The organism is Anabaena sp. CCY 9910 (genome assembly GCF_963920875.1).
GTDB lineage: Bacteria > Cyanobacteriota > Cyanobacteriia > Cyanobacteriales > Nostocaceae > Trichormus > Trichormus variabilis.
Genome location: NZ_CAWUDJ010000068.1, coordinates 1 through 22,030, shown reverse-complemented (window position 1 = coordinate 22,030; position 22,030 = coordinate 1). Strand labels below are relative to the sequence as shown.

Below are 22,030 nucleotides of genomic sequence, written 5' to 3'. Positions count from 1 at the left end.
AATGCTACTTCTGTCTATATTTACCATCTGTCGCATTCTTTTTTCAAATTGGTATTAGTTTTTCCTTGCCAGCATTAACCAAAAGAGAGATCGCATTTGAGACTGTGACCGTGGAAGCGATGGCGTAACCGCCCAGCGTAGCTGATCGCCTAGATTAAAATAAAAGGCAAATCTTCGACATAAAATTAAATTGTTCATGTCTAAATTCGATATTTCTAACTTAAACTGATACCAAACAGAGCAGAAAGCACTAAATTCAAATCGCTAGGGACAGCGTAGGTATTGATATCTTTGTGAACTATTTTTTCTTGACGCTGAAAAACGCCAAATTTCCAAGTATCACCCGTTGTCACAGTACCATAGAGCATTGGAACGGTAGAATCAGTCCATTGATCGAGAGCAATTAATTCTACCGCCAATTGTGTAAAACCTCTTGCTAAATCAGCATTTTTGGCTTCAATTACTAATAAGTTTTGTGCAGTAGGAATAAAATAATCAAAACTGCCCCTAAGCCAATTATTTACTCGTACAGGATATTCAATTTTGAGTGGTACTTTAACAAATTTACAAATTGTTTTGAGAATTGGAAATATCAGTGCTTCACGTCTAGCTATCTCAGAAACAGGATCTACCAAAGTCAGATTTTCTTGTAATTCTATTCTCAGTGGTTCAGGATCTATTGGTAACTGCTGTGGAAGTTGGAGTGAAGTATTGTTGAGGGTAACACCAAATTCAGCTAGGATATCAGCACTATCATAGGCTAATTCGGCGTATTTGCTGAAAGTATAGCTCTCAGATGGGTCGAGAATTCTGGCTTTGCTCATGATAATGGCGATCGCCAACCCTAACTAATCAATGGTGTTCACAATCATTGTACTTCGGAATAGGAAGTTGAGAGGAAAAGTGAGGATTATCTATGGGGAAAAGAATGTCACTCTATTTTGATTATAATCAGCAACTAAAATAAATGATTTCAACCATCGAGAACCTAATAAAATTTCCTGTATTTCATCTCCAGCAAATACAGGAATTTCCCATTCTTGATTATCTATGATGACTCTACCGCTATAAACATCAAAATCAGTTTCTCCTTGAGCAGTTCTCAATTTATTCTGCCGCAAAAAAGACCAATCAAGACTTTGTACATCTTGCTTGTTCATGGCTAAAAACTCAGTGAATCCTGTATCTAACATTGTTTCTACAGGAAAACTCAAGCCATCCTCACCAATTAAATCTATTTCAAAGTAAACTTGGCCTTTGTCTCCAAATCTTCCCTCAATCATATTCTGCCACTAACACCTGTTTCGTTAATGCCAAAAATATGATGAATCACTTGAGGGTGTTTTTCTCTAGCCATTTTACTAGCTACTTCTTGATCCTGATCAATAAAATAATCACCGCTATCCGGCTCAATGGCAATGTACCAGCCAGAATATTTATCTAGTATTTCTGGTTTCAAACGCTCAAAAATTACCCAACAACGCTCATAAAATGCTTGTCTTCTAGCTCTATCTTGGGCTTTTTGAGCTTCTGTCCACTGAATTTCGGGGAATACTCTTCCACGTCTCACTATTCTTTCGGGTGAAGAATGTGTCATATTTTTTACATAGTGGAGGTTGGTTTTTCATATTCTATTATAAAGCGATCGCCCTCATGATTCCCGAAGAGCGATCGCACTCCATCTAAGTCCAATTAATATGCTTGGAACGAAAAGCCCTTTCCCAATCGTTAGCAATGACTTCCATCATGTTAATCATACCTTGATAGCCAAAATATGGTCTATCAAGGTAAGTCTCTCTGTTAGTTGGACTAAATACATCAAAAGCAATTTTAATTCCCAATTCCTCCGCCATGTATTTTTCCCATGCCGAGCCAATCACAGCATCAGTATCAACATCAGCCAAGGCTTGTTTAATCTGATACCCATCAGCAGAAAATACTACACGGGGAGATATTCCCATACTTTGTAATTCTCGCTCCAAAATTGAACGAGATTCGCGCATTTCTGAACGGAACAACAACACCTCTGGAATCATTTCCAACTCTTCAAACAGCATTCTTACCAACCCAATACCCATCGTTCCATCCGCAGACACAGCAATTCTACAATTACGATATCGGGGAATAATCATCAATGCGCGTTTGCGAAGCGTCTCGACAACTTTGTTTTCACCTTCTTTGATGAGTGGTTCTACTCTTGTTTCGTCTATTTTGAAATGAGCTGCTAAAGCCTTCAACCAGCGCGTAGTATTCTGCACACCAATGGGTAAAGGTATATCATCCAGAATTAGCGGAATATCATGGGTTTGCTGCATTTTCCGCGCAAATTTGTACCCCACATCATGACTGAGAACAATATTGGCGGTTGCGTTACCCGCTTGTTCCAATTCTTCAAAGGAAGTACCGTGAGAAATTACTGTCTGTACCTTAATTCTCAAAGATTTTAAAGTCTGCTTCACCCATTCCAAGTCAGCCCACCAGGTAGGATTGACATTTGCTTGGGGTGCAATAATATTGACAATTCTGGGTTTTTTACCGCCGCGTCGCTTCTTTCTTTTGTGGATGAAAGGAAGTAAAGCTTCTAACCCCATTTCCAAGCCATCGTAAGCATTACCGCGAAAACCACCAGCCAGCAGAGGTACAAGCTTGGCATTGATTTCTGGCTGAATATTGTTGCATAGTCCTTGAATATCTTCGCCGATAATATCTGCGGCGCAAGTACCAACGACAAACATTACTTTTGGGTTGAAAGATTGATCAGCCTCTCTAATCAAACCTTTGAGTTTATCAGATGCACCCATGACAATATCTGACTCAAAAAGGCGCGTACAACCAACTTTGCGCTTAGTGAAATCAACCTCATGGTTATCATAGCCAGCCGCTACTGTAGAGGCGCAACCTTGGGGAGAGTGAATCACAATACTGACATCTTTAATCCCCGCAACCATGTTGGCAATACCTTCCAATGCACAGCCAACAATCGGATCTTTGCTGTGGTCACAATTATCAAAGGTTAGTGGCTCTGTGTGAGAGGGTATGACATTGAGTTTTTGGGAGTTTTCACTTGTTATTGCTGAGGGCATTTTCCTGTTCTCTTCTTTGCATATAAGGTAAAATCGGCTGAATTATTACTCGTTAAAACATTTGCCCCGCTTCTTACCTGCATATACAGTGCAATCTGGCAAGTCTTGGGCTAATTTGCCGGTGAGTGATTGAGCAGATGCTAAACCTGAGTTTTTCGGGAATACCATTTGCTTGGTTAGGGAACTGCGGGGTCTAAAACCATATTCAAGGGCGGTTTTAATACACTTAGCCACCTTTAAAGCTCCGCGATAGCCAAATCTAGGGCGATTTAAGATGGCGTTTAAATCCACAACAGGAATATGGGGGAAACTCAAGGAAGAACCGAAGTAAACTACAGAATCCGCATCTAAACCACCGATAAATTCTAGTAATTCATCCTCAGTTTGTTTCATTGATTCATACTTACCAAAAGCTAAAGTCCCCTTGGTAATCAAAATTTCTGGGTCTAACCCTGTTTCTAATAGGTAATCTACGCTGGTTTCCCGTGCTTCTGTACTCCAGGGATGGAAGTTATAAATAACAGCACGCATTCCAAAATCGCGTTCCAACATATGGGCGATAGACAAGCACTTGATAGCGTCATGTCCTTCGATAATGGCTAACTTACCTTCGATATATTTCTTGGCTGCTTCAAATTCTGTTTTGATGGCTGCATATTCCCGTTCCATTAGGGCTTCTGCTTGTGCTTCCATCTTTAAATATTTTGCTGCCCCGCGCAACCATTTTTCTGTAGCACTAATACCATAGGGCAGAATTGTGGAATTTAAAGGTGTACCGAATCTATCTGACATGGCTTTACCGATGGTATAGCCCAGATCCAAACATAAGGTACAGTTAACGGCTGCGCTTGGTGCTTGTTTGAGTTCTTCTAATGTGCAGTCCCCTGCAATCACGCTGTGAACTCTCGCACCCATCCCTTTAATTAGTCGTTTTAGTTCCTTCACATCTCCTTCTACTTCCGTCCTTTCTGGCCCCATCTTCGCGCCCACAATATTGACAGAATCAGCTAATTGTGCTTGGCGTTCTGGGGTGGGCGGCTCCATAAAGTCTACAATTTGGCGGAAGACAATATCAAACCCACTACGATACTCCCCTGCGAATCCCTCACAGTGTATCGTCATGATTTCTGCGTCGATTTCACTACGAGCTTTACCCACTACTTCATCTACACAATCGCCAATAATCCCAGACGCGCAACTGGTAGCAACAACGATCGCATCAGGATGATATTTTTGATCTACTTCCAGAATCGCACCGCGTAATTCCTTTTCCCCACCAAAAATTACCGCTTTCTCACTCATATTAGTAGTAACAACAGGTTCATAAGGAGAACCACTGTTACGGCTATTGGTGAGTTTATATGCCCGCTTCACCCCATAAGCACAGCCACTCGGCCCATGAGAAATGACGATCGCATCCTTAATCCCACTTAAAATCTTGGTTGCAGTCCAAAATTTACAAGGTCGAGTATGACTACCCTGTAAAGTAGTTTTAATCTTACCCTCCTTTGCCAGTTGATACAGTTCACTTAAATGCCCGTAAAATACAACATTCGCATCAATTTTCCCTGCCATAATTCCTCTCTCCCATGTTCTATAAAAACGCAGAGGAATTTATGGCGTTGCATAAATGCGGGATGAATTGAGACTTTTGTACAAAGCAGAATATTGATTCTTTGCGTCTTTGCGCCTTTGCGTGAGACAAAAATCATCCCACTAATCAGCAACGCCGAATTTATTTAAAACTCTGCGTTCCTCTGCGTAGTACTCAGCGTTCCTCTGCGTTTAGAAACTTCTTACCAAACGTTTAAGATCCACTCACGGTCATGCTTGTATTCCATGTCTGCAAACATAGCGTTAGCGATCGCATCTCCCAACCATTCCGCACCGCGATAACCAATCACAGGGTTTTTCCATAAACCTGCACGGTCAAAGGTGGGGAAGCCTACACGTACCATTGGAATTTGATTATCGATCGCAATATACCGACCTTTGGAATGACCCAAAATCAAATCGATATCGCCTTTTTCTTTCACGCGGCTTTCCAGTTCCCACAAGTCAGCATTCCAGATAACATCAATGTCATACTCAGCGTGGTTTGCTCTCTTAGCTAACTCAGCTAGTCTGGGGTCTTTGGAAGCAGCTTGGTTATCATCACCCAACAACAGCAATACTGGCTCTAATTCAACTTCTAAGCAGAACTCAGCCAAGCCAATTACTAAATCGGGGTCGCCGTAAATAGCTACACGCTTGTTAGCAAAGTACATATGAGCTAAGTCAGCCAAGGAGTCAATTGCTTTACCCCGTTCTACTACCAAGGATTCTGGTATTGGCTTACCGGTTAGTTTCTTGATATTTTGTAGCCAAGCGTCAGTATTCTTGATCCCAATTGGTGTAGGCCCAACGATCGCAGGAACGTCAAATTGCTCTTGTAAGAATTTAGCAGCGTTACCACCTTCATACTTGCACAGAGCGATCGTTCCCACAGCATTGGCAGAACCAGCAATATCTTCAATGGTAGTATTACCAAAGGTAAAGCTGTTCTTATCTGGCATGGTGGGAGCATTGAAGGTTTCAGTATCTAATAAGATATTGGCATCAACGCCCATTTCGCTGAGGATGTGCTTAACTTCAGTCACATCACCAGGGTTCACCCAACCGGTAATGATGTTCAATTTACCGTTTGGTTCACCTTTCTTGGCTAAGTTAGTCACCAAAGACTGTACCCCAGCATCATATCCTGTTACCTGACTACCACGGTAACTAGGAGTATGTACAGGAATCAACTTCACTTCCCGATTTGGATACTCTTTCTTTAAGAACTTGTTGACTTTGTTGATTGTACCTTCTACGTCATCCCCGATGGTTTCAGTAGAACAAGTGGTAATAATGGGGATCAAACGGACATCAGGATAGCGTGCTACGATTGTTTTCACACCTTCTTCGATCCGTGGCATCCCACCGAACACCGCACTAGCTTCATGGAGTGAAGAAGATGCAATATCAAAGTTTTCTTTCAAGTGCTGGGCAAAAATCAAGCGGACAAACATACTGCAACCTTGTCCACCATGCACCAAGGGGATACAGTCTTTAACACCGATGGTTGCATATTCAGCACCCGCAGGCTGACAGGTAAAAATGGGATTGATTACCCCAGCACGTTCTTTCTTACTTACAGCTAAAGTCATCTAAATTGCCTCCAAAATAGGGTGAAATGTGGGGTAAATAGAACTCAGAACCGATATTTGAATCGAATTCCGCCTAAATTTTGCAGTTCTGAGTTCCAGGTGAATGAAGACTTACGTACTCGCAACGAGAATTAAGGCGATCGCCTCGTAAGTCTTGGTGTTTGAGTGTGCGAACGGCTTGGGGAGAGAGAAATTGCTAGGAGATGCAAGAGAACTACCAATTTCTAGCGTTGCTGAATTAAAATCAAAAATCTTTGTTTGCGCTTGTAACGTATCTGTGCCAGATTCATACCTGGATTCAGCAACGCCTAATTACTTTAATAGAGAGAGTGATGCAATTCACCATTCCGAGAACCAGTGATCGCAATACCGATCAGCTTTTGCTTAACTAACTCCAGTACTGCGGTGATGTGTGCCTGATCGCTATTCTCGAACCATGAGAATTTCTTTTTCAGGTCAAGTACAAGGATTTTGGCATCTGCATAATGAAGCTTTTCAGCAGGGGATTCATTAACTAGCTTTTCTCCTGAAGCAATGGCTATCGCTTTATTAATCACACCATTGATGTTCTCTTCTCTGTCCCAAGAACGAGAGTGGAACTGCCATAAACAACGCTCTTGAATGAATTTTGTGATTTCTTCAGTCCGTTCTTGGATGTAGGCTGTAACTTCTTCAGACTGTTGTTTTAGGCTCTCGCTATTATCTTTCTTGGGTTCATCATCACGAACATCAATACCGGCAAGCTGCATCAAAGGAGAATAAATGGCATTGTACAAATCTCTTGCCATATTCACAGCACCCTCAAAGCCCATGTATGGCCCATTGTGATAACCGTGACCATTAACATAAGGCAAGTGCAGTTTCTTCACTAACGCACCTACCCGTGGCCCAGTCAACACCACATCAGGACGAATCATTTCCAGAACTTCAAAGAACTCCAATTCATTACCATCATCAATATAGATTGTGCCTTCTTGACCTCTGGCAATGACTTTCTCAAAGTCTTCTTGGTGTCCGAACTTGGAAGACATGGAGACAACTTGCATTCCTAAGTCATCTTCCAATGCTTTTGTCCAGTGCCACAGTCTAGGGCCACCTGTCCAAATACACACCTTTTTGCCTTTGAGTCGTTCTTTGTACCAATTCATTTTGTCTTGGTATTTGGCGACTTCTTCAGCAATGACGGCTTCGGCTCGGTCTTCAATGCCAAAGAATGCACCAATTTTCCGTAGTGCTTCTTGGCAATAGTCAAAACCCCAGGTGTCTACGTCTATCCGGGGTATGCCATATCTCTTTTTGAGTTCGTTGGCGATGTATCCTGCTGAACGCGCACAGTTGGTAACGTTGAGTTGCGCTCTGTGCATCCCCCGTAATGAGTCATAAGTACCATTGCCGGTAAAATGGGCGATGATTTGAATGCCCATTTTTTCCATGTACTTTTCTAGTACGAAGGTGTCACCTTGGATGTTGTAGTCACCGATAACGTTGATGGTGTAGGGTGAGGTGATTTCTGGCTCTAATGTGCCGACTTTTTCGTTAATCCAGGCGATGTTTAATACGTGGTGTCCTTTGGATTGGCTCACACCTGCAAATCCGGGACATTCTACACAGAAGATGTCTACGTCACCGAGTTCTTGCTGTGCGCTTTTGACTACGGCTTTGATGTCGTCACCAATCAAGGCTGTGGCGCAGGTGGTGTAGACTATCATCCGTTTGATGTCGGGGAATTCTTTGAAGGCTTCTCTGATGGATTTGCCTAGTTGTTTTTCTCCACCGAAGACGACGTGGGATTCTTTCATGTCTGATGACCAGACGTATTTTAGTTGAAAGTTACCGTTGTCGCTAGGATAACGTTTGGTGTGCCAGGTGTCGTAGGCGCAACCGATGGGGCCGTGTATCATTTGGATGGTGTCTTTGAGTACGCCACCAATTACCAGTTTAGCTCCGCAATAGCTACATCCGCGTTCTGAGAGGGAACCGGGGATGGTTTCAATGTTGGATAGGGGCAGAAATTGGGTGGTGTCTTCGCCTTTTTCTTTGATGTATACGTGCTTCTCCCTTTCTGGGATTGTTTCGTCGCACTTTAATAGTTTTAGTGGCATTCCTTTATTCTCCTTGGCTGATTTCTCTTTCTTTCTTCTTGCCTTTAATCGATGACCGCCTCAAGAAGAAATCTTTTTCTTTTGTCTTTCTAAAGATTAACAATTCTTCTAATTATTAAACAGTATTTTGGATGACAAAAACATAAATCATTATCCATATAAATCGAGACTTATAACTTATAAAGACAGGTCTGTATAGTAATTTAAAAGCAATACTAATCGCTAAAAAAAACTAATAGATTTAGCCCATATATCCTCTTGCAAAGCCGATAATTTAGGTGATTTAAATTTATTGGATAAATAGATTTTTAAAGATTATTGCTAAGAGTTTTAGTTATAAATTCAAGACCAATCAAGAGCATATTTATGTAGTAATATCGTTTATTGATGTAGCTTTTCTGGCATAGCCATAGATGCACTTTATTCTGTACTGTAGAGACGTTGCATGCAACGTCTCTACATTATTTATTCGGCGCAACTTTATAGAGAATTGGTATAAAAATCCATCACTATTTACGCAACTGGCATATTCGTAGGGTGCATCAGACGGGTCAAATGTAATCTAAATATAGATTGTTTATATCTGATACACCCTGCACAACAACACTGGCGAAGAGTAGATTTGTGTAGAAAAAATAAATTAAAGCGATGTGAAATCTAGTATATATAAGACCTGCTGTTTATAAGCTTTAAAATACTGTAAAGCTCATAATATATGTTGCACAAGGTAACATACATTCCAAAAACGAAATATGTTTAACATGAGAAGTTTCATCTCATAACAGATATAGAAAACCCATATTTAGCTAAAATTTCTTGCCCATCTTGAGAAAGTATATACATAGCCAGCATAACCGCAGCGCTATGAGATTTGTTGATAATAGTCATACCATAATTGACATAAAAACATAACTTTTTAGGTAGGTTTATTATCTGTAAATCTGGTGCCTCTAAATGTGCTAGTCGAGCGTTAGTATAATAGCTTAAAAATATATCTACTTGTTGTGTTTCTAGAATAAAGTAAACAAACTTGTTTCTTCTCTCTGAGATAATAGGATAGTTACTTCCGCTTCCCAAACGCAAAGCTTTACTATTTAATTTGTCAAAGCTCCCTGCTCGTAACTTTTCAGCTTTATGAAAAACTGCTTGTGTATAGTCTTCAAAAAGGTTGGGATGAGGTGTTGATGTCCTTAATCTGATTTCAGAGGATAACATCAAATCTAATAAAGTATCTGAATTAATAATTATCCCTGGTTTAGCGATCGCACATATTCTATTACTAGTAAAATTTACGACAGGGCTACTTTTATTAGCTTGCATTAATACACTGGGATTTTGCAGATCATCCGCAGCAAATATATCGGCCCTCTCACCAGTTAGAAGACGTTCCCGAAGCAACTCAGCATCATCAAACTCTAGTTTTATGGGAATCTTGTATTTCCTCGTAAACGCTTGGGAAATTTCCGAGAGAACAGCTTTTAAGCTACTAGCAGCGTATAATCTCACTGATAGGCGATCGTTATCGTCAAATAAAACCAGATTATTGCTCAATTGCATAGATACGCCCATGAATCAGTACCTCAAAATTGGTAAACGATGAGTGATAACGATTTAAGGAGAAGTAATAGTTCTGTAGAAAATAAATGGCAGATGGAGTGCAAACTGCAATTCCACCTGCATTATTTCACTTACAAACAAACAGCATAATAACCACGGATCAAATTTATTTCATAGGTTTTACTCTCAAACACTGTGGTTCTTTTGCTATAGAACCTCACGCAATCAAGGCGGAACATTACTTTTGAGAGTTAACATAAAATTGATTGGCAGATGTTATCAGTAGCAAAAGTTTCCAGTGTGTTATCTCCTGCATCTACCGCACCACAAGGTGCAGAATGTGGTTTTGGTGATAATGCTTTTGAATCCAATCAGATTGATGAACTGCAAACAGATGCAAGTTCTCCACATACTTTCAAACTGTCACAGATCCAAATACCCCACAAATACCTCCAGAAATTTGTGAAGTCAGGTCATCAGTTCACCAAATGATTGGCTAACTCACAGGATTTGATTCTTCTACTACAACAACATAAGCACTGGGGGGTCAATATCTATGCCAGAATCGACCTGTTAAGCTTTACGCTTTTGATTCCTTATATGTAAAGAATAACATACATCTTGCAATTTTACTTGCGCCAGGAAATTTTTTTCCGCAATTCGGGCTTAACCCATTTACGGATGACTGGCTGGCTGTAATTGAGAAGGCGCGATCGCACTATACTAAGTAAAATTTAAGTCTTTAGCATTAAGTTAACGTGAATTCGACGGAACCTAACCCCAACCCCTTCCCTTGTAGGGAAGGGGCTGAAAATCTATAACTGAGTACCAAATAATCAGGGTTTTAAGCCTCTCCCCGCGTCGGGGAGAGGTACTCTACGAGAAGCGCTCCGCGCTATGGAGAGGGGTTCTTCCGAATTTATCGAACTCACGTTAAGTTAATCTAATATTTAGTCAATCTAAAAGTATTTTTAAATAGAACTATACTTAAAGGAAGTTGACAAAACTTTACATTTTCTGAGCAAATAAAACTGAACCCCAATAATTCAAGGTATAGACGATGAAACAGATCACCCGTCGCCAATTTATCGCTACGGCTACTTTAACAACTGGCTTTGCTTTAGCCGTCAAACCAATTTCAGCCCAAGTGATTACTACTGATACACAAGGATTAGTTGCAGGTGCGGTGAAAATTCCCGTCAAAGATGGTGAAATTCCAGCTTACAGAGCATTACCTGCTACTGGTGAGAATTTTCCGATTGTGTTGGTGATTCAAGAAATCTTCGGTGTACATGAACACATTCAAGATATCTGTCGTCGTTTTGCCAAGTTGGGATATTTAGCGATCGCACCAGAGTTATTTGCTCGTCAAGGTGATGTCTCGAAGTTAAGTAATATCGATGAAATTCGCCAGGTGGTGGCAAAAGTGCCAGATGCTCAGGTATTTTCTGATCTGGATGCTACCGTTGCTTGGGCTGTCAAATCATCCAAGGGTAATGCTGATCAATTAACCATTACAGGCTTTTGTTGGGGTGGTCGGATTACCTGGTTATACTCAGCACACAACCCCAAAGTTAAGGCAGGTGTCGCTTGGTATGGTCGATTGGTGGGCAATTCTACAGAATTAACCCCGAAACATCCTGTAGATATCGCCCCTAATTTGACAGTTCCAGTGCTGGGATTGTATGGAGGAAAGGATACAGGCATTCCATTAGATACAGTAGAGCAAATGCGCGAGCGCTTAAAATCCAGCACTAGTAAATCGGAAATTGTTGTGTATCCTGATGCACCCCACGCCTTTTTTGCCGATTATCGTCCTTCTTACAGAGAAAAAGAAGCTCAAGACGGCTGGAAACGCCTCCAAGCATGGTTTAAACAACATGGGGTTTCCAAGTAAGTCAGAACTAAAATTACCCTAGAATTAAGCGGATGGAATTATATTTACTTGCCTTTGCTGTTCCTGCATCCAACCCTCAAATAATTCATTGAGTAGGCGTGCTTTCATTGGTTCATCTAATTGGGCGGGAATAAACTTTTCCACTCGCACAATGACATACCACTCAGCAATCCGAGATGGAGGTGAGATTTGTCCTGGTTGGCAATTAGAAAGTAGTTGTACCATTGCCGGATGTAGTGAACTCTGCTCCACTGGCCCGACTAATCCACCGGTTTGAGATTCTGGGCCTTGGGAGTATTTTTGTGCTACTTCTGCGAAGGATTGTTCTTTTGCTTGTAGGCGAAAATAGAGTTCCTGTGCCAGTCCTGGGTCTTGAGTTCGTAGTAGAGAGTAAATTACTTTATCTAATTTCGCTTTTAACTGGAAAAAATAAGATTCCAGTTTTGCTCCCCATGTGGCTTGCTTGTACTTTTCTAGCTTGATTTTGCGAACAATAATATTGTCTAGTTGTTCGGCACTCAAACCTTGTTGTACCAGCCATGCTTGAATGTCTGTTTCTTGAGCTAACTGCTTATCGGCGTAAAACCTTTGTTTAGCTTGGGCTAACTCCTCAGGCTTACACTCTACTGCTGCTATTGCCTCATCGATAATTAACTCCCGTAATAATTGCGGTAGAAGTTGATAATTAGCCAGTAAGGGAATGAGTTCACTAGCTTGAATAGTACGGTTGCCGATTTGCAGCACTTCAGTCATTATCTGTTGGGTTTGGCTCTCTGGGGTTGATAGATGCTGAGTTAGTTCCCGCATAGGAGTAACGGTGTGACATTCTTCTATGGCTTTAAAATATTAATAGCAACAGTACGCAATTTATGTAAAGTTTTAACGAAAATCATCCGTATTTGTCTGTAAGTAGTACATTTGCTTTTAGCTAAAAGACATCAATGATAATCCTCGACCTATTCTTATGGCAAATCAATCGCGGTCACCGTTAAATTAGTCCTGTAGGGGTGTAGTGATAGATGTAGATCACAACACTCAACAACCCTCAGGAAAAATACTTCTATACTTTGACAAGTATGAAATTCACCTCAATCACCTATACATTGTCTGCTGTTTTGCTGCTGGGCTTTTCGATACCTTTAGTATTGGCACAAACACCAGATTCTGGTCTCTCTCCTGATTGCCAAATGCCGATCCCACCTAATGTTAATTCTGTAGATCATTTCTTAGGTATGGGACACTTTCAGCAAGACTGTAAAAAAGATTTGTCGGCGGCGGTTGCTGCTTTCACCCAAGCGATTAAACTTAATCCCCAAGCTGAAAAACCATACTATCATCGTGCAAATGCTTACGCTGCAATGGGAAATTATCAGGCAGCCGTGACAGACTATACCGAAGTGATTAGGCAAAATACGGGTAGATTGGGTTTGAGTAGTGCTGCATATTGGAATAGAGCTAGAGCTTATGAAAAGTTGGGTGAAAAACAGAAAGCAATTTCCGATTTAACTCAATTAATTGGTAATAACAGTAGCTTGAATGCTGAAGAATACTTATTTAGAGCAAATCTTTACAAAGATTTGGGGAATAAAGAAAGTGCGATCGCTGACTATAAGATAGCAGAAAAACTCTTACAGCAATACACGGATGGTGTTTTTGACACTGGGATGATGGATACCAGATATCAACAGATGTTGGATCAAGTCAGAAATGAGCTATCAAGTATGGGTGTAGCTGTAACAGTACCCAAAACCACTACTGGTAATATTTTACGCACAATTGCTAAAACAGAAGTTGAACGGGCATTAAATTTAGCTAGACTCCAGTCTCAACACCCTACAGTGAAAAATTTTGATGCTCAACTTCAGGATTTGTATAAGCAACTAGCAAACACACAACCACAAGTAGACCAAAGGGTAGTAAAAAACCTGATAGCGAATGCGGCCTATGAGAAAATAGATACTTTAAAAATAGAGCGATCGCAACTCTTGACAAAATATACCCTTGACAGCCCCATCATTGGGGTAATTGATAGTCAGGCAAGCGAATTAGAATCATTAATTCGTCGTAATAAATTTTAATGATACGTGAGTTCGATAAATTCGGAAGAACCCCTCTCCATAGCGCGGAGCGCTTCTCGTAGAGTACCTCTCCCCGACGCGGAGAGAGGCTTAAAACCTTGATTATTTGGTACTCAATTATAGATTTTCAGCCCCTTCCCTACAAGGGAAGGGGTTGGGGTTAGGTTTCGTCGAATTCACGTTAATGATACAGAAAACCCCAATTTCTTCGAGAAATCGGGGTTTTAGGTCTGCGCGCATCTAAACTTGATTGAGCTATAAAGTCTCCAAAAAGCTTAAAAGGTCTGCCATTTCTTGGCTGTTGGGCTGAAATTTTGGCATTGGTGGTGTATCACCGCTAATAACTTGGTGAATTAGCCCATACTTGGACTTACGCTTAGAAACTGCTTGTAAGCTGGGGCCTACTCGGCCATCCGCTTCTAAACCATGACAACCAGCACAATTTATTTGAAAAATAGCGTGTCCCTGTATTGGGTCTCCTTTCATGGCAAGAACACTCTTAACATAAGGGTCAGAGGCTTTCACCAACTGAACACCAAAAAAGCCCAAAGGGATTGCTAGCAGTATCACTAGCGCCACTAAAGCGATACGCTGAATCAGAATTTCAGGTTTAGTAATCTGGTTATCCAAAAGGTGTGCTGTAAAAGTCTAGGTTTACTCAAATTTTTCATTTCCTACACATAGCTTAAAAGTTCTTGATGATGTCTGCAAGCATGAACTACAGTTTTTTTCTCTCCAGGGGTCGCCTAAAAATACTGTAGGAAGCGGGATTCATCCGCAATTTGGTAAAATCAAAGACGGGAAATAAATAATGAATAATCGTAACAGGAGATTTTAAAGTGGTTGAACCCCTACTTTCAGGCATCGTTCTTGGTTTGATTGTTGTCACCCTCTCTGGGCTGTTCTACGCCGCCTATAAGCAATACAAGCGCCCCAATGAGTTGGGTGGTTGAGTATTGGAGTGCTGAGTGCTAAAGCGCCTTAGCTACCGGGTGGGGAGTATGAGGAATAAAGTAGATAAAAATTCTTCCTCATCTCCCCAATCCCCAATCCCCAATCCCTACCCCCCTAATTCCTCACTTCGATAAAAAGTAAGCGCCGTGTTACCGTAGACTTTCTGGCGGCAAATTTCCCAGTTAGGAATTAATATATCTACCCATCCTTGGGGATTATGTTCGATCGCTATTTCCCCACTTGGATCTAATAATTGATAAAGAGCGATCGCCTCTAGCACTGGCTGATATAATCCACTAGCATAGGGCGGGTCAAAATAAATTCTGTCGAATTGCTGCCCTGATAAGTTTTTTAACTGCTGAATGACATCTCCGCGCAATACTCGCCATTTTTGTTCGTCATTGGCTATGCGCTGCCAGTTTTCTTGGATAATTGCACAGGCTCGACTTGATTTTTCAATTCCGACCACCAAGCTAGCACCTCGACACAAAGCCTCTGCACCCATTGAACCGTTACCGGCGCACAAATCTAGCCAGCGACACCCTTCTATTTCTCCCTGCCAAATATTAAAAACAGCTTCCCTCACCCTCCCAGTGGTGGGTCTGGTTTCTTGCCCTGGTAAAGTTTTAATTTGGCGATTCCCGTAAATTTTTAGACTCATTGGTCAATGGTCATTAGTCATTAATCATTAGTTATTAATCATTAGTCTACTGACAAGTGACAACTGACGACTGACAAACTAATATTATGCAGCAATTTTTTCCCGTACTTGGGAGACAAAATTAGACAGGATTTGCAGCCCAATATTTGACGATTTTTCTGGATGAAATTGTACTGCCATCAGGTTTTCATGAGCAATAGCTGCCGTAACGGTTTGCGTACCGTGAGTAACAGTTGCAGCACGAACTTGAGGCTCAACTGGGTCAACATAGTAGGAATGCACAAAATATACCCAAGGTTGGGGTGGCAAATGCTCCCACAAAATGCTTTTTGGTTGGGTTAATTCCAACTGATTCCAACCCATGTGGGGAATGGTAATTCCTGGTTCGGAAACAAACCGCCGCACTTTTCCTTTGATAATTCCTAGTCCTGGTTGATTACCTTCCGCACTCGATTCAAACAGAATTTGCAGCCCTAAACAGATACCTAAGAAGGGTTTGCCTGAAGCGATTGTATCTTTAATTGGTTGTTCTAAATCACGCGATCGCAAACTCTGCACTGCTGGGTCAAATGCTCCCACTCCCGGCAATATGACTGCATCAGCCTTAGTTAATTCCTGATGAGAATGAGTAATTATAGGAGTCGCCCCCGCTTTTTCTAATCCTTTGCAAACCGAATGCAAATTTCCCATCTCATAATCTATAACAGCAACAACTGGCATTGACCTTCTCCTTGTAAATTGTTTATGGAGGGTTTTTCTATTCTAAATAATATTTTCCATGAAGAAAAGAATTCTATTAACTTCTTTTGACACTTGGCTAGAAGATCAAAAGTCAAATTCCTCTGATGATTTATTATTTGAAGTCACTCAACTTAACTCACTTCCATTAGATTTACAATTTTTGCGCTTGTTACCTGTTGATATTGGGCTGGCCAGTTCCCTAGTAATGGCAAAAATAGAGGAATCCCAACCAGATTACATTATCTGTTGTGGCATGGCCGCAAGCCGGAAAAAATTAAGTGTAGAAGTGGGTGCTAGCTGTGGAGAAATCTTTTTACAGACCACAGTTGATCTAAAAAAATTACTAATAGGAGCAACAGCAACTGATATTAGTGACGACTGCGGTAAATTTGTCTGCGAGGGTCTTTATTATTCCATACTGGACTACTTAGAACAAAATAAACTATCAGCTCATTGTCTTTTTGTTCATGTTCCCATCTTGAATCAAGATAACTTGATAGAAATTCTCACGGATTTCTTATTAATTATTAACAATCTGGCACTTTTATCAACTCATTAGCGTCGAGGCGGGGAGACTGAACAAGTTGAAGTTTTTTACACTTTGCCTTCAAGATACTGGTTTAGGGTGTAGGGGTTATAAGGGTGTAGGGGTTGATGAATTAGAATCGTCACTCATCACTTTATTAAAAACCTAGACCTTTGAGGATAAGAGAGATGAGTAAATAACAAATTATTTTCCCCAATCCCCAGTCCCCAGTCCCCAATCCCCAGTCCCTAATCTGTTATAAAGGGAGATAAATTTTTCACGATATGTTGCCTTTTTTACTCAGCTTTTTCGTTGCTCAATCTGCTCCTACTGCACCACCACCGGAAGAAGTAGTACAACCTCAAGAAGTCCGTGCGTTACCAGGACAGTTGGATTCAATCCCTACATTTAATAGCAATAGTCCAGAATTAGTTTTAAGAGAAGGAATCTTACTTTCCACTTTTCCCCCAGCAGGCAAAAAAGTACCCTCAGCCCATTTGAATTATCCGTTTCGTGGACGATTTGATGTTTTTGCCCACCACATTGCGAGGGCGGAACCACCAGAAGATTTACGCTCATTATATTTAGGGATACTTCTGCATAACCCCACATCCCAACCGGTGAAGGTGGATATTTTGCAAGGGGCGAGTTATTTAAGTCAACCGGATGCACCGTTTATTGAGTTGCCATCTTTGGTTGAGAATAATTTAGGTAATGTGTTCTCTGGCCCTGGTAGTCGCGCTATGGCTGATGTTTTAAGAGGACTGCGACAAGATATTTTCCCGGCTCAAATTGTCATACCACCAGGGCAAAGTAGAATGCTCTTGAATCAACCTATACCTGTGCGAGAATTGACACCACCTTTAAATGGTCGCTCGACTTTGGCGCGGTTGCGGACTGATGGTACAGTTTATGCAGCTAGCTTGGCGATGTTTGCCCGTACCAATGCTGATGGTAGTGAACGATCGCCTACCTTGGAAGAGTGGCAAACTTTACTAGAGAATAGTGATGTGTCCGGGCCACGGGATAAAACTCCCACGCCATTAGAGGAAACTGGTAAACCCAAAATTTATGGTCGTGTCGCTGGGGTAGCCCGTGGTTCTTATTGGCGATCGTTTGTAGTAGATAGTCCCAAAGCTAGGAATTTAACTATTCCCCAACCAGGACAAGCTTTTTCTTATGCTCTGAGTACTCTACATGGTGGTACTTTAGGCACTGGTCAAATTCAGAGTGCGCCGATGTTAGTACGTTATCCAGATACGGCCTATCGCGCTCATGGTAATTACGCCATTCAATATAGTTTAAAGTTGCCCTTGTATAACAATACTGCCAAAGCGCAAACCGTGAAGGTATCTGTGCAGACTCCCATTAAAGAAGACCGTTTAACTAAACAAGGTCTACGCTTTTTCACTACACCCGCGCGTCAAACATTCTTCCGGGGGAGTGTGCGGATACGTTACCGAAACGATCAAGGACAGCAGCAAACTCGGCTTGTCCATTTAGTTCAAAAGCGGGGTCAACCAGGGGAAGCATTAGCTACATTGAACATGAAAAAAGGCGATCGCCGTTTGGTAGAGGTAGACTTTCTCTATCCCCCCGATGCTTCACCACCACAAGTATTAACAGTTGGAACTGTAGCTAATCCGTAGGGGTGTAGGGGTGTAAGGGTGTAAGGGTGTAGGGGTGTAAGGGTGTAAGGGTGTAGGGAAGACAACTAATAATTCAATCAAGATACCTTATAAATACTGTTCTGCTTCTAACCCCTATACCCCTATACCCCCACACCCCCATACCCCTATGGTCTTTTTTCATCTCGCCACAAAGCGATACCACCTAACAAACCAGTAATATTCGGAATGAGTTTGACATTTAAAGGTAGCTGAAAATTTACTCTTACGGCTTCACCACCACCGATATAAAGGTAATCATAGTTGAATAGTCGTTGTAGTGAGGCGATCGCTTTTTCTAAACGGCGATTCCATTTCTTTTGACCAATCTTATCTAAAGTTGCTCTTCCTAGTTGTTCTTCGTAAGTTTCCCCCTTGCGAAAGGGATGATGTCCCATTTCCATATTCGGCACTAATTTACCATCAACAAATAACGCGGAACCAAACCCTGTCCCCAAGGTAATCACCAATTCCACGCCCCTACCTTTAATTGCACCAAAACCCTGCATATCTGCATCATTAATCACCCGTACAGGTTTATGTAACCGTTGTGATAGTGCCGCTTCTAAATCAAATCCAATCCAATCCGAGTCTAAGTTAACTGCTGTTTCGGTGACACCAGTACGCACCACACCAGGAAAACCCACAGAAACCCGGTGAAATTCACCTTGAGCAGCAGCTAAAACCATAATCGCATTGATCACGACCTCTGGTGTTGCAGGTTGGGGTGTATCAACTCGCGCCCTTTCTGTAACGGGATTTCCCGTAATATCCAAAACCAAGGCTTTGACACCACTACCACCAATATCAACCGATAAAGTGCGAATTGAGCCGTTATCTTCAACCATTGAGAATTTACCTTTTTGTTAGGGATTGGGGATAGAAATAAATAATTACAGATTAATAAATAATATATGAAGCTGTATAGATAAGGGCTTCTAAAATAAAGTTCTCAGAGGAAATACATATACACTTTACATCTTTGTATTATATATGTAATATATTTGAATTACTAAAAAGCCATATCAGCCAGAAGTGCAAAGATAACACCAATGAGACGAATTGCGATCGCCGAAAATACCTTAAACATTCTTAACATGGGTAACTACCTTTGTGCTGATGGCAATCAAGTTGATATCAGTCATGAATTAGAACAGTGTTTGTATTTAACAAAGTGCTACAGCCCCGAAAATTTGGCAAAGATTGAAACTAAGGTGCTGAATAGCCTTCCTCGTTTTTCAGCAACTGAATTTTTAGTCAGGAATGAGACAACATTAATGGGAGCCGAACGCATAGTCAAAAGTGAAAAATTTCAACAAGTTGGTGTTTTAAATTTTGCTTCTGCGAAAAACCCAGGAGGTGGATTTATCAGAGGGGCGCAGGCTCAGGAAGAAAGTTTAGCCAGAAGTTCAGCGCTTTACAAAAGCCTGTTGAAATGTCCTGAATATTATAATTTTCATCGCCATGAGCGATCGCTTTTGTACTCAGATTGGATGATTTATTCTCCCATCTGTCCAGTCTTCAAAAATGATGATGGTGAACTATTAGCACAGCCCTATATTGTAGATTTCATCACCAGTCCAGCACCAAATGCAGGCATGATTCAAAAAAATCAACCGCACCTCAGCGTTAAAATACCCCAAGTGCTTATGAATCGAACATCAAAACTGTTGAGTTTGGCAACCAACCAAGGCTGCGATACCTTAGTTTTAGGTGCTTGGGGGTGTGGAGTCTTTAGAAATGACCCATCAATAGTTGCCCAAATATTTGCAGATTTATTATTACCAGGTGGTCAATTTTGGGGCAGATTTAAAAGTGTAATTTTTTCCGTCCTTGACAATAGTAAACAACAAGCTATTTTTACGGAGTTTGACAGGAGATTTTCTTGATCAACTGCTGGAAATTTGCAGAAGACTCTTCCATTTTCTCCAGAGGTAATAAACTTGTTCAGCAATCAAACAGGAATCCTATAGTATAGATTGTAATAATCCCAGTCCCCAATCCCCAAATGCACAGTTTCATTCCCCCAGAACGGTTTTTCGCCTACCTTACCTGGACAGAAATTCAGGAAATGCCAAATAAGGAGAATGTCGTTATCATCCAGCCAGTAGGGGCAATTGAACAGCATGGACCCCATTTACCATTGATTGTTGATGCTGCCATTGGTGTGGGGGTGTTGGGGAAAGCTTTATCTAAACTTGATGCTAGCATTCCAGCTTACGCCTTACCCACTCTCTATTATGGTAAATCTAATGAACACTGGCATTTCCCAGGGACAATTACCCTGAGTACGGAAACGCTGACAGCGACAATTATGGAAGTGGGAGAAAGCATTTACCGTGCAGGGTTTAGAAAGTTGGTGTTAATGAACTCCCACGGAGGCCAACCCCAAGTTATGCAAATGGCGGCGCGAGATTTGCACGTAAAGTATGGTGATTTTGCAGTTTTCCCTCTATTTACCTGGCGTGTACCCCACATCACTAAAGAATTGTTAACACCGAAGGAAGCAACACAAGGAATGCACGCGGGAGATGCGGAAACTAGTATTATGCTGGCGATTTTGCCAGATCAGGTACAACTAGATAAAGCCGTAGCAGAATATCCCCCAGAACAACCTGAAGGTAGCTTATTAAGCTGGGAAGGTAAATTACCTGTGGCTTGGGTGACACGAGATATTAGTAAAAGTGGTGTGATTGGGGATGGGACAACTGCAACTAGAGAAAAAGGCGATCGCATTTTAGAATCCGTCTCTGATGGTTGGGTGCAAGTCATCAAAGAAATTTACGCCTTTCGCTAAATACAAGTACAGACGCGATTAATCCCGCCTCTAACAATTGTACAGACGCGATTAATCGCGTCTCTGACAACTGACAACTGACAACTGACAACTGACTAAATTTGTTAGTGTAGGGTAAGTGCAGTAGTTATCGAAACTGTTCCACAGTTGACCGGCGATAAATTGCTAAACCACATTAATAATTAGAGATAGCAGTTATGGCGGCATTTGAACCTAATAGTCTCCGTTCTTATAGCCAAGAAGACGTACAGCGAATTTTACAGCTGGCGATCGCCCGGCAAGCTGATGACCAAGATAAAGAGTTTAGTTATGAGCAATTGTTAGAAATTGCTACTGAGTTAGAAATATCACCAGAAACTCTTAAGTTAGCGGAAATAGATTGGCGATCGCAACACAACGAATTGCAGCAACGGCAAGCGTTTAATACTTACCGCATGACAAAGTTTAAAAAGCGTTTTGGTAATTACGCCATTGTCAATGGCTTTTTACTATTAGTTGATTTTATTGGTGGTGGAACGGTTACTTGGTCGTTATACCTGCTACTGTTCTGTGGTTTGGCGGTAGGGTTGGATGTGTGGAATACATTTCAAACTAAAGGTGAAGAGTATGAAATGGCTTTCCAGCGCTGGAATCGCAAACATCAAATTAAACAAACCATCAACAGCTTTGTGAATAAGTGGTTTAAGGCGTTACAAGCTTAAAAGCAATTAAACAATTAAAAATTCCGGCGTTGCTGAATAAGGGGATGAATTGATTTAGCTAGGTACAATTTGATACTT

The 22,030-nt window shown here is 41.3% G+C and carries 22 protein-coding genes; 9 read left to right on the top strand and 13 right to left on the bottom strand.

Going from position 1 to position 22,030, the window contains the following annotated elements:
- Positions 1 to 215 precede the first annotated feature (215 nt).
- From ACM5QX_RS27805 to ACM5QX_RS27770, 8 genes are all read right to left on the bottom strand, one after another.
- Entirely contained in the window at positions 216 to 824 is a 609-nt protein-coding gene (locus ACM5QX_RS27805) for a hypothetical protein (protein ID WP_414756463.1), read from the bottom strand.
- 90 nt (positions 825 to 914) lie between these two features.
- Entirely contained in the window at positions 915 to 1,283 is a 369-nt protein-coding gene (locus ACM5QX_RS27800; RefSeq protein ID WP_414756462.1) for an aspartyl protease, read from the bottom strand.
- Positions 1,280 to 1,597 carry a hypothetical protein gene (locus ACM5QX_RS27795; RefSeq protein ID WP_414756461.1) on the bottom strand — a complete coding sequence of 106 codons (318 nt, stop codon included), beginning with the start codon at positions 1,595 to 1,597 and terminating at the stop codon, positions 1,280 to 1,282. The genes ACM5QX_RS27800 and ACM5QX_RS27795 overlap by 4 nt, the downstream gene beginning before the upstream one ends.
- 85 nt (positions 1,598 to 1,682) lie before the next feature.
- The gene (locus tag ACM5QX_RS27790; protein ID WP_414756460.1) at positions 1,683 to 3,083 is read right to left on the bottom strand and encodes a nitrogenase component 1; all 1,401 of its coding nucleotides are present in this window, start codon (positions 3,081 to 3,083) and stop codon (positions 1,683 to 1,685) included.
- 45 nt (positions 3,084 to 3,128) lie between these two features.
- Positions 3,129 to 4,658: a nitrogenase component 1 gene (locus tag ACM5QX_RS27785; protein WP_414756459.1), complete on the bottom strand. Its 1,530-nt coding sequence runs from the start codon at positions 4,656 to 4,658 to the stop codon at positions 3,129 to 3,131.
- 221 nt (positions 4,659 to 4,879) lie between these two features.
- Positions 4,880 to 6,271, bottom strand: coding sequence for a V-containing nitrogenase subunit beta (gene vnfK / locus ACM5QX_RS27780; RefSeq protein ID WP_414756458.1), 1,392 nt, complete (start codon positions 6,269 to 6,271; stop codon positions 4,880 to 4,882).
- A 317-nt stretch (positions 6,272 to 6,588) separates the two neighbouring features.
- Positions 6,589 to 8,373, bottom strand: a complete 1,785-nt coding sequence (vnfD, locus tag ACM5QX_RS27775; protein WP_414756457.1) for a nitrogenase vanadium-iron protein, alpha chain — start codon at positions 8,371 to 8,373, stop codon at positions 6,589 to 6,591.
- A 771-nt stretch (positions 8,374 to 9,144) separates the two neighbouring features.
- Positions 9,145 to 9,930 (bottom strand): molybdate ABC transporter substrate-binding protein, encoded by a 786-nt coding sequence (locus tag ACM5QX_RS27770; protein ID WP_414756456.1) that lies wholly within the window; start codon positions 9,928 to 9,930, stop codon positions 9,145 to 9,147.
- Positions 9,931 to 10,203: 273 nt separating this feature from the next.
- Between ACM5QX_RS27770 and ACM5QX_RS27765 the strand changes: the two genes are divergently transcribed.
- The gene (locus tag ACM5QX_RS27765; RefSeq protein ID WP_414756455.1) at positions 10,204 to 10,422 is read left to right on the top strand and encodes a hypothetical protein; all 219 of its coding nucleotides are present in this window, start codon (positions 10,204 to 10,206) and stop codon (positions 10,420 to 10,422) included.
- Between the two features lie 568 nt (positions 10,423 to 10,990).
- A complete protein-coding gene (locus ACM5QX_RS27760; RefSeq protein ID WP_414756454.1) occupies positions 10,991 to 11,827 on the top strand; it encodes a dienelactone hydrolase family protein in 837 nt (278 codons plus the stop codon).
- A 24-nt stretch (positions 11,828 to 11,851) separates the two neighbouring features.
- On the opposite strand, the gene ACM5QX_RS27755 is transcribed toward ACM5QX_RS27760, so the two are convergent.
- Positions 11,852 to 12,580: a peptidylprolyl isomerase gene (locus ACM5QX_RS27755; protein ID WP_414756464.1), complete on the bottom strand. Its 729-nt coding sequence runs from the start codon at positions 12,578 to 12,580 to the stop codon at positions 11,852 to 11,854.
- A gap of 323 nt (positions 12,581 to 12,903) precedes the next feature.
- Here ACM5QX_RS27755 and ACM5QX_RS27750 point away from each other — a divergent pair, with 323 nt between their 5' ends.
- Positions 12,904 to 13,905, top strand: coding sequence for a tetratricopeptide repeat protein (locus ACM5QX_RS27750; protein ID WP_414756453.1), 1,002 nt, complete (start codon positions 12,904 to 12,906; stop codon positions 13,903 to 13,905).
- 255 nt (positions 13,906 to 14,160) lie between these two features.
- On the opposite strand, the gene ACM5QX_RS27745 is transcribed toward ACM5QX_RS27750, so the two are convergent.
- Positions 14,161 to 14,535, bottom strand: a complete 375-nt coding sequence (locus ACM5QX_RS27745; protein WP_414756452.1) for a c-type cytochrome — start codon at positions 14,533 to 14,535, stop codon at positions 14,161 to 14,163.
- 209 nt (positions 14,536 to 14,744) lie between these two features.
- On the opposite strand from ACM5QX_RS27745, the gene petG reads away from it, so the two are divergent.
- Positions 14,745 to 14,858 (top strand): cytochrome b6-f complex subunit V, encoded by a 114-nt coding sequence (gene petG, locus ACM5QX_RS27740; protein WP_011320710.1) that lies wholly within the window; start codon positions 14,745 to 14,747, stop codon positions 14,856 to 14,858.
- Between the two features lie 107 nt (positions 14,859 to 14,965).
- Here petG and rsmD read toward each other — a convergent pair whose 3' ends face one another.
- Both rsmD and hisH read right to left on the bottom strand, forming a co-directional pair.
- Positions 14,966 to 15,520: a 16S rRNA (guanine(966)-N(2))-methyltransferase RsmD gene (gene rsmD, locus ACM5QX_RS27735; RefSeq protein ID WP_414756451.1), complete on the bottom strand. Its 555-nt coding sequence runs from the start codon at positions 15,518 to 15,520 to the stop codon at positions 14,966 to 14,968.
- A gap of 84 nt (positions 15,521 to 15,604) precedes the next feature.
- Complete coding sequence (gene hisH, locus ACM5QX_RS27730) at positions 15,605 to 16,240, bottom strand: imidazole glycerol phosphate synthase subunit HisH (RefSeq protein ID WP_414756450.1); 636 nt, start codon at positions 16,238 to 16,240, stop codon at positions 15,605 to 15,607.
- Positions 16,241 to 16,298: 58 nt separating this feature from the next.
- Here hisH and ACM5QX_RS27725 point away from each other — a divergent pair, with 58 nt between their 5' ends.
- On the top strand, positions 16,299 to 16,820 hold the full coding sequence (locus ACM5QX_RS27725) for a peptidase C15 (protein WP_414756449.1): 522 nt from the start codon (positions 16,299 to 16,301) through the stop codon (positions 16,818 to 16,820).
- 251 nt (positions 16,821 to 17,071) lie between these two features.
- Positions 17,072 to 18,436, top strand: coding sequence for a DUF3370 domain-containing protein (locus tag ACM5QX_RS27720; RefSeq protein ID WP_414756448.1), 1,365 nt, complete (start codon positions 17,072 to 17,074; stop codon positions 18,434 to 18,436).
- A gap of 146 nt (positions 18,437 to 18,582) precedes the next feature.
- On the opposite strand, the gene ACM5QX_RS27715 is transcribed toward ACM5QX_RS27720, so the two are convergent.
- Complete coding sequence (locus ACM5QX_RS27715; protein WP_414756447.1) at positions 18,583 to 19,302, bottom strand: ROK family protein; 720 nt, start codon at positions 19,300 to 19,302, stop codon at positions 18,583 to 18,585.
- A 204-nt stretch (positions 19,303 to 19,506) separates the two neighbouring features.
- Here ACM5QX_RS27715 and ACM5QX_RS27710 point away from each other — a divergent pair, with 204 nt between their 5' ends.
- From ACM5QX_RS27710 to ACM5QX_RS27700, 3 genes are all read left to right on the top strand, one after another.
- Complete coding sequence (locus ACM5QX_RS27710; RefSeq protein WP_414756446.1) at positions 19,507 to 20,343, top strand: TIGR02452 family protein; 837 nt, start codon at positions 19,507 to 19,509, stop codon at positions 20,341 to 20,343.
- A gap of 119 nt (positions 20,344 to 20,462) precedes the next feature.
- The gene (locus ACM5QX_RS27705; RefSeq protein WP_414756445.1) at positions 20,463 to 21,251 is read left to right on the top strand and encodes a creatininase family protein; all 789 of its coding nucleotides are present in this window, start codon (positions 20,463 to 20,465) and stop codon (positions 21,249 to 21,251) included.
- Between the two features lie 197 nt (positions 21,252 to 21,448).
- Positions 21,449 to 21,952, top strand: coding sequence for a 2TM domain-containing protein (locus ACM5QX_RS27700; protein ID WP_414756444.1), 504 nt, complete (start codon positions 21,449 to 21,451; stop codon positions 21,950 to 21,952).
- Positions 21,953 to 22,030 lie beyond the last annotated feature (78 nt).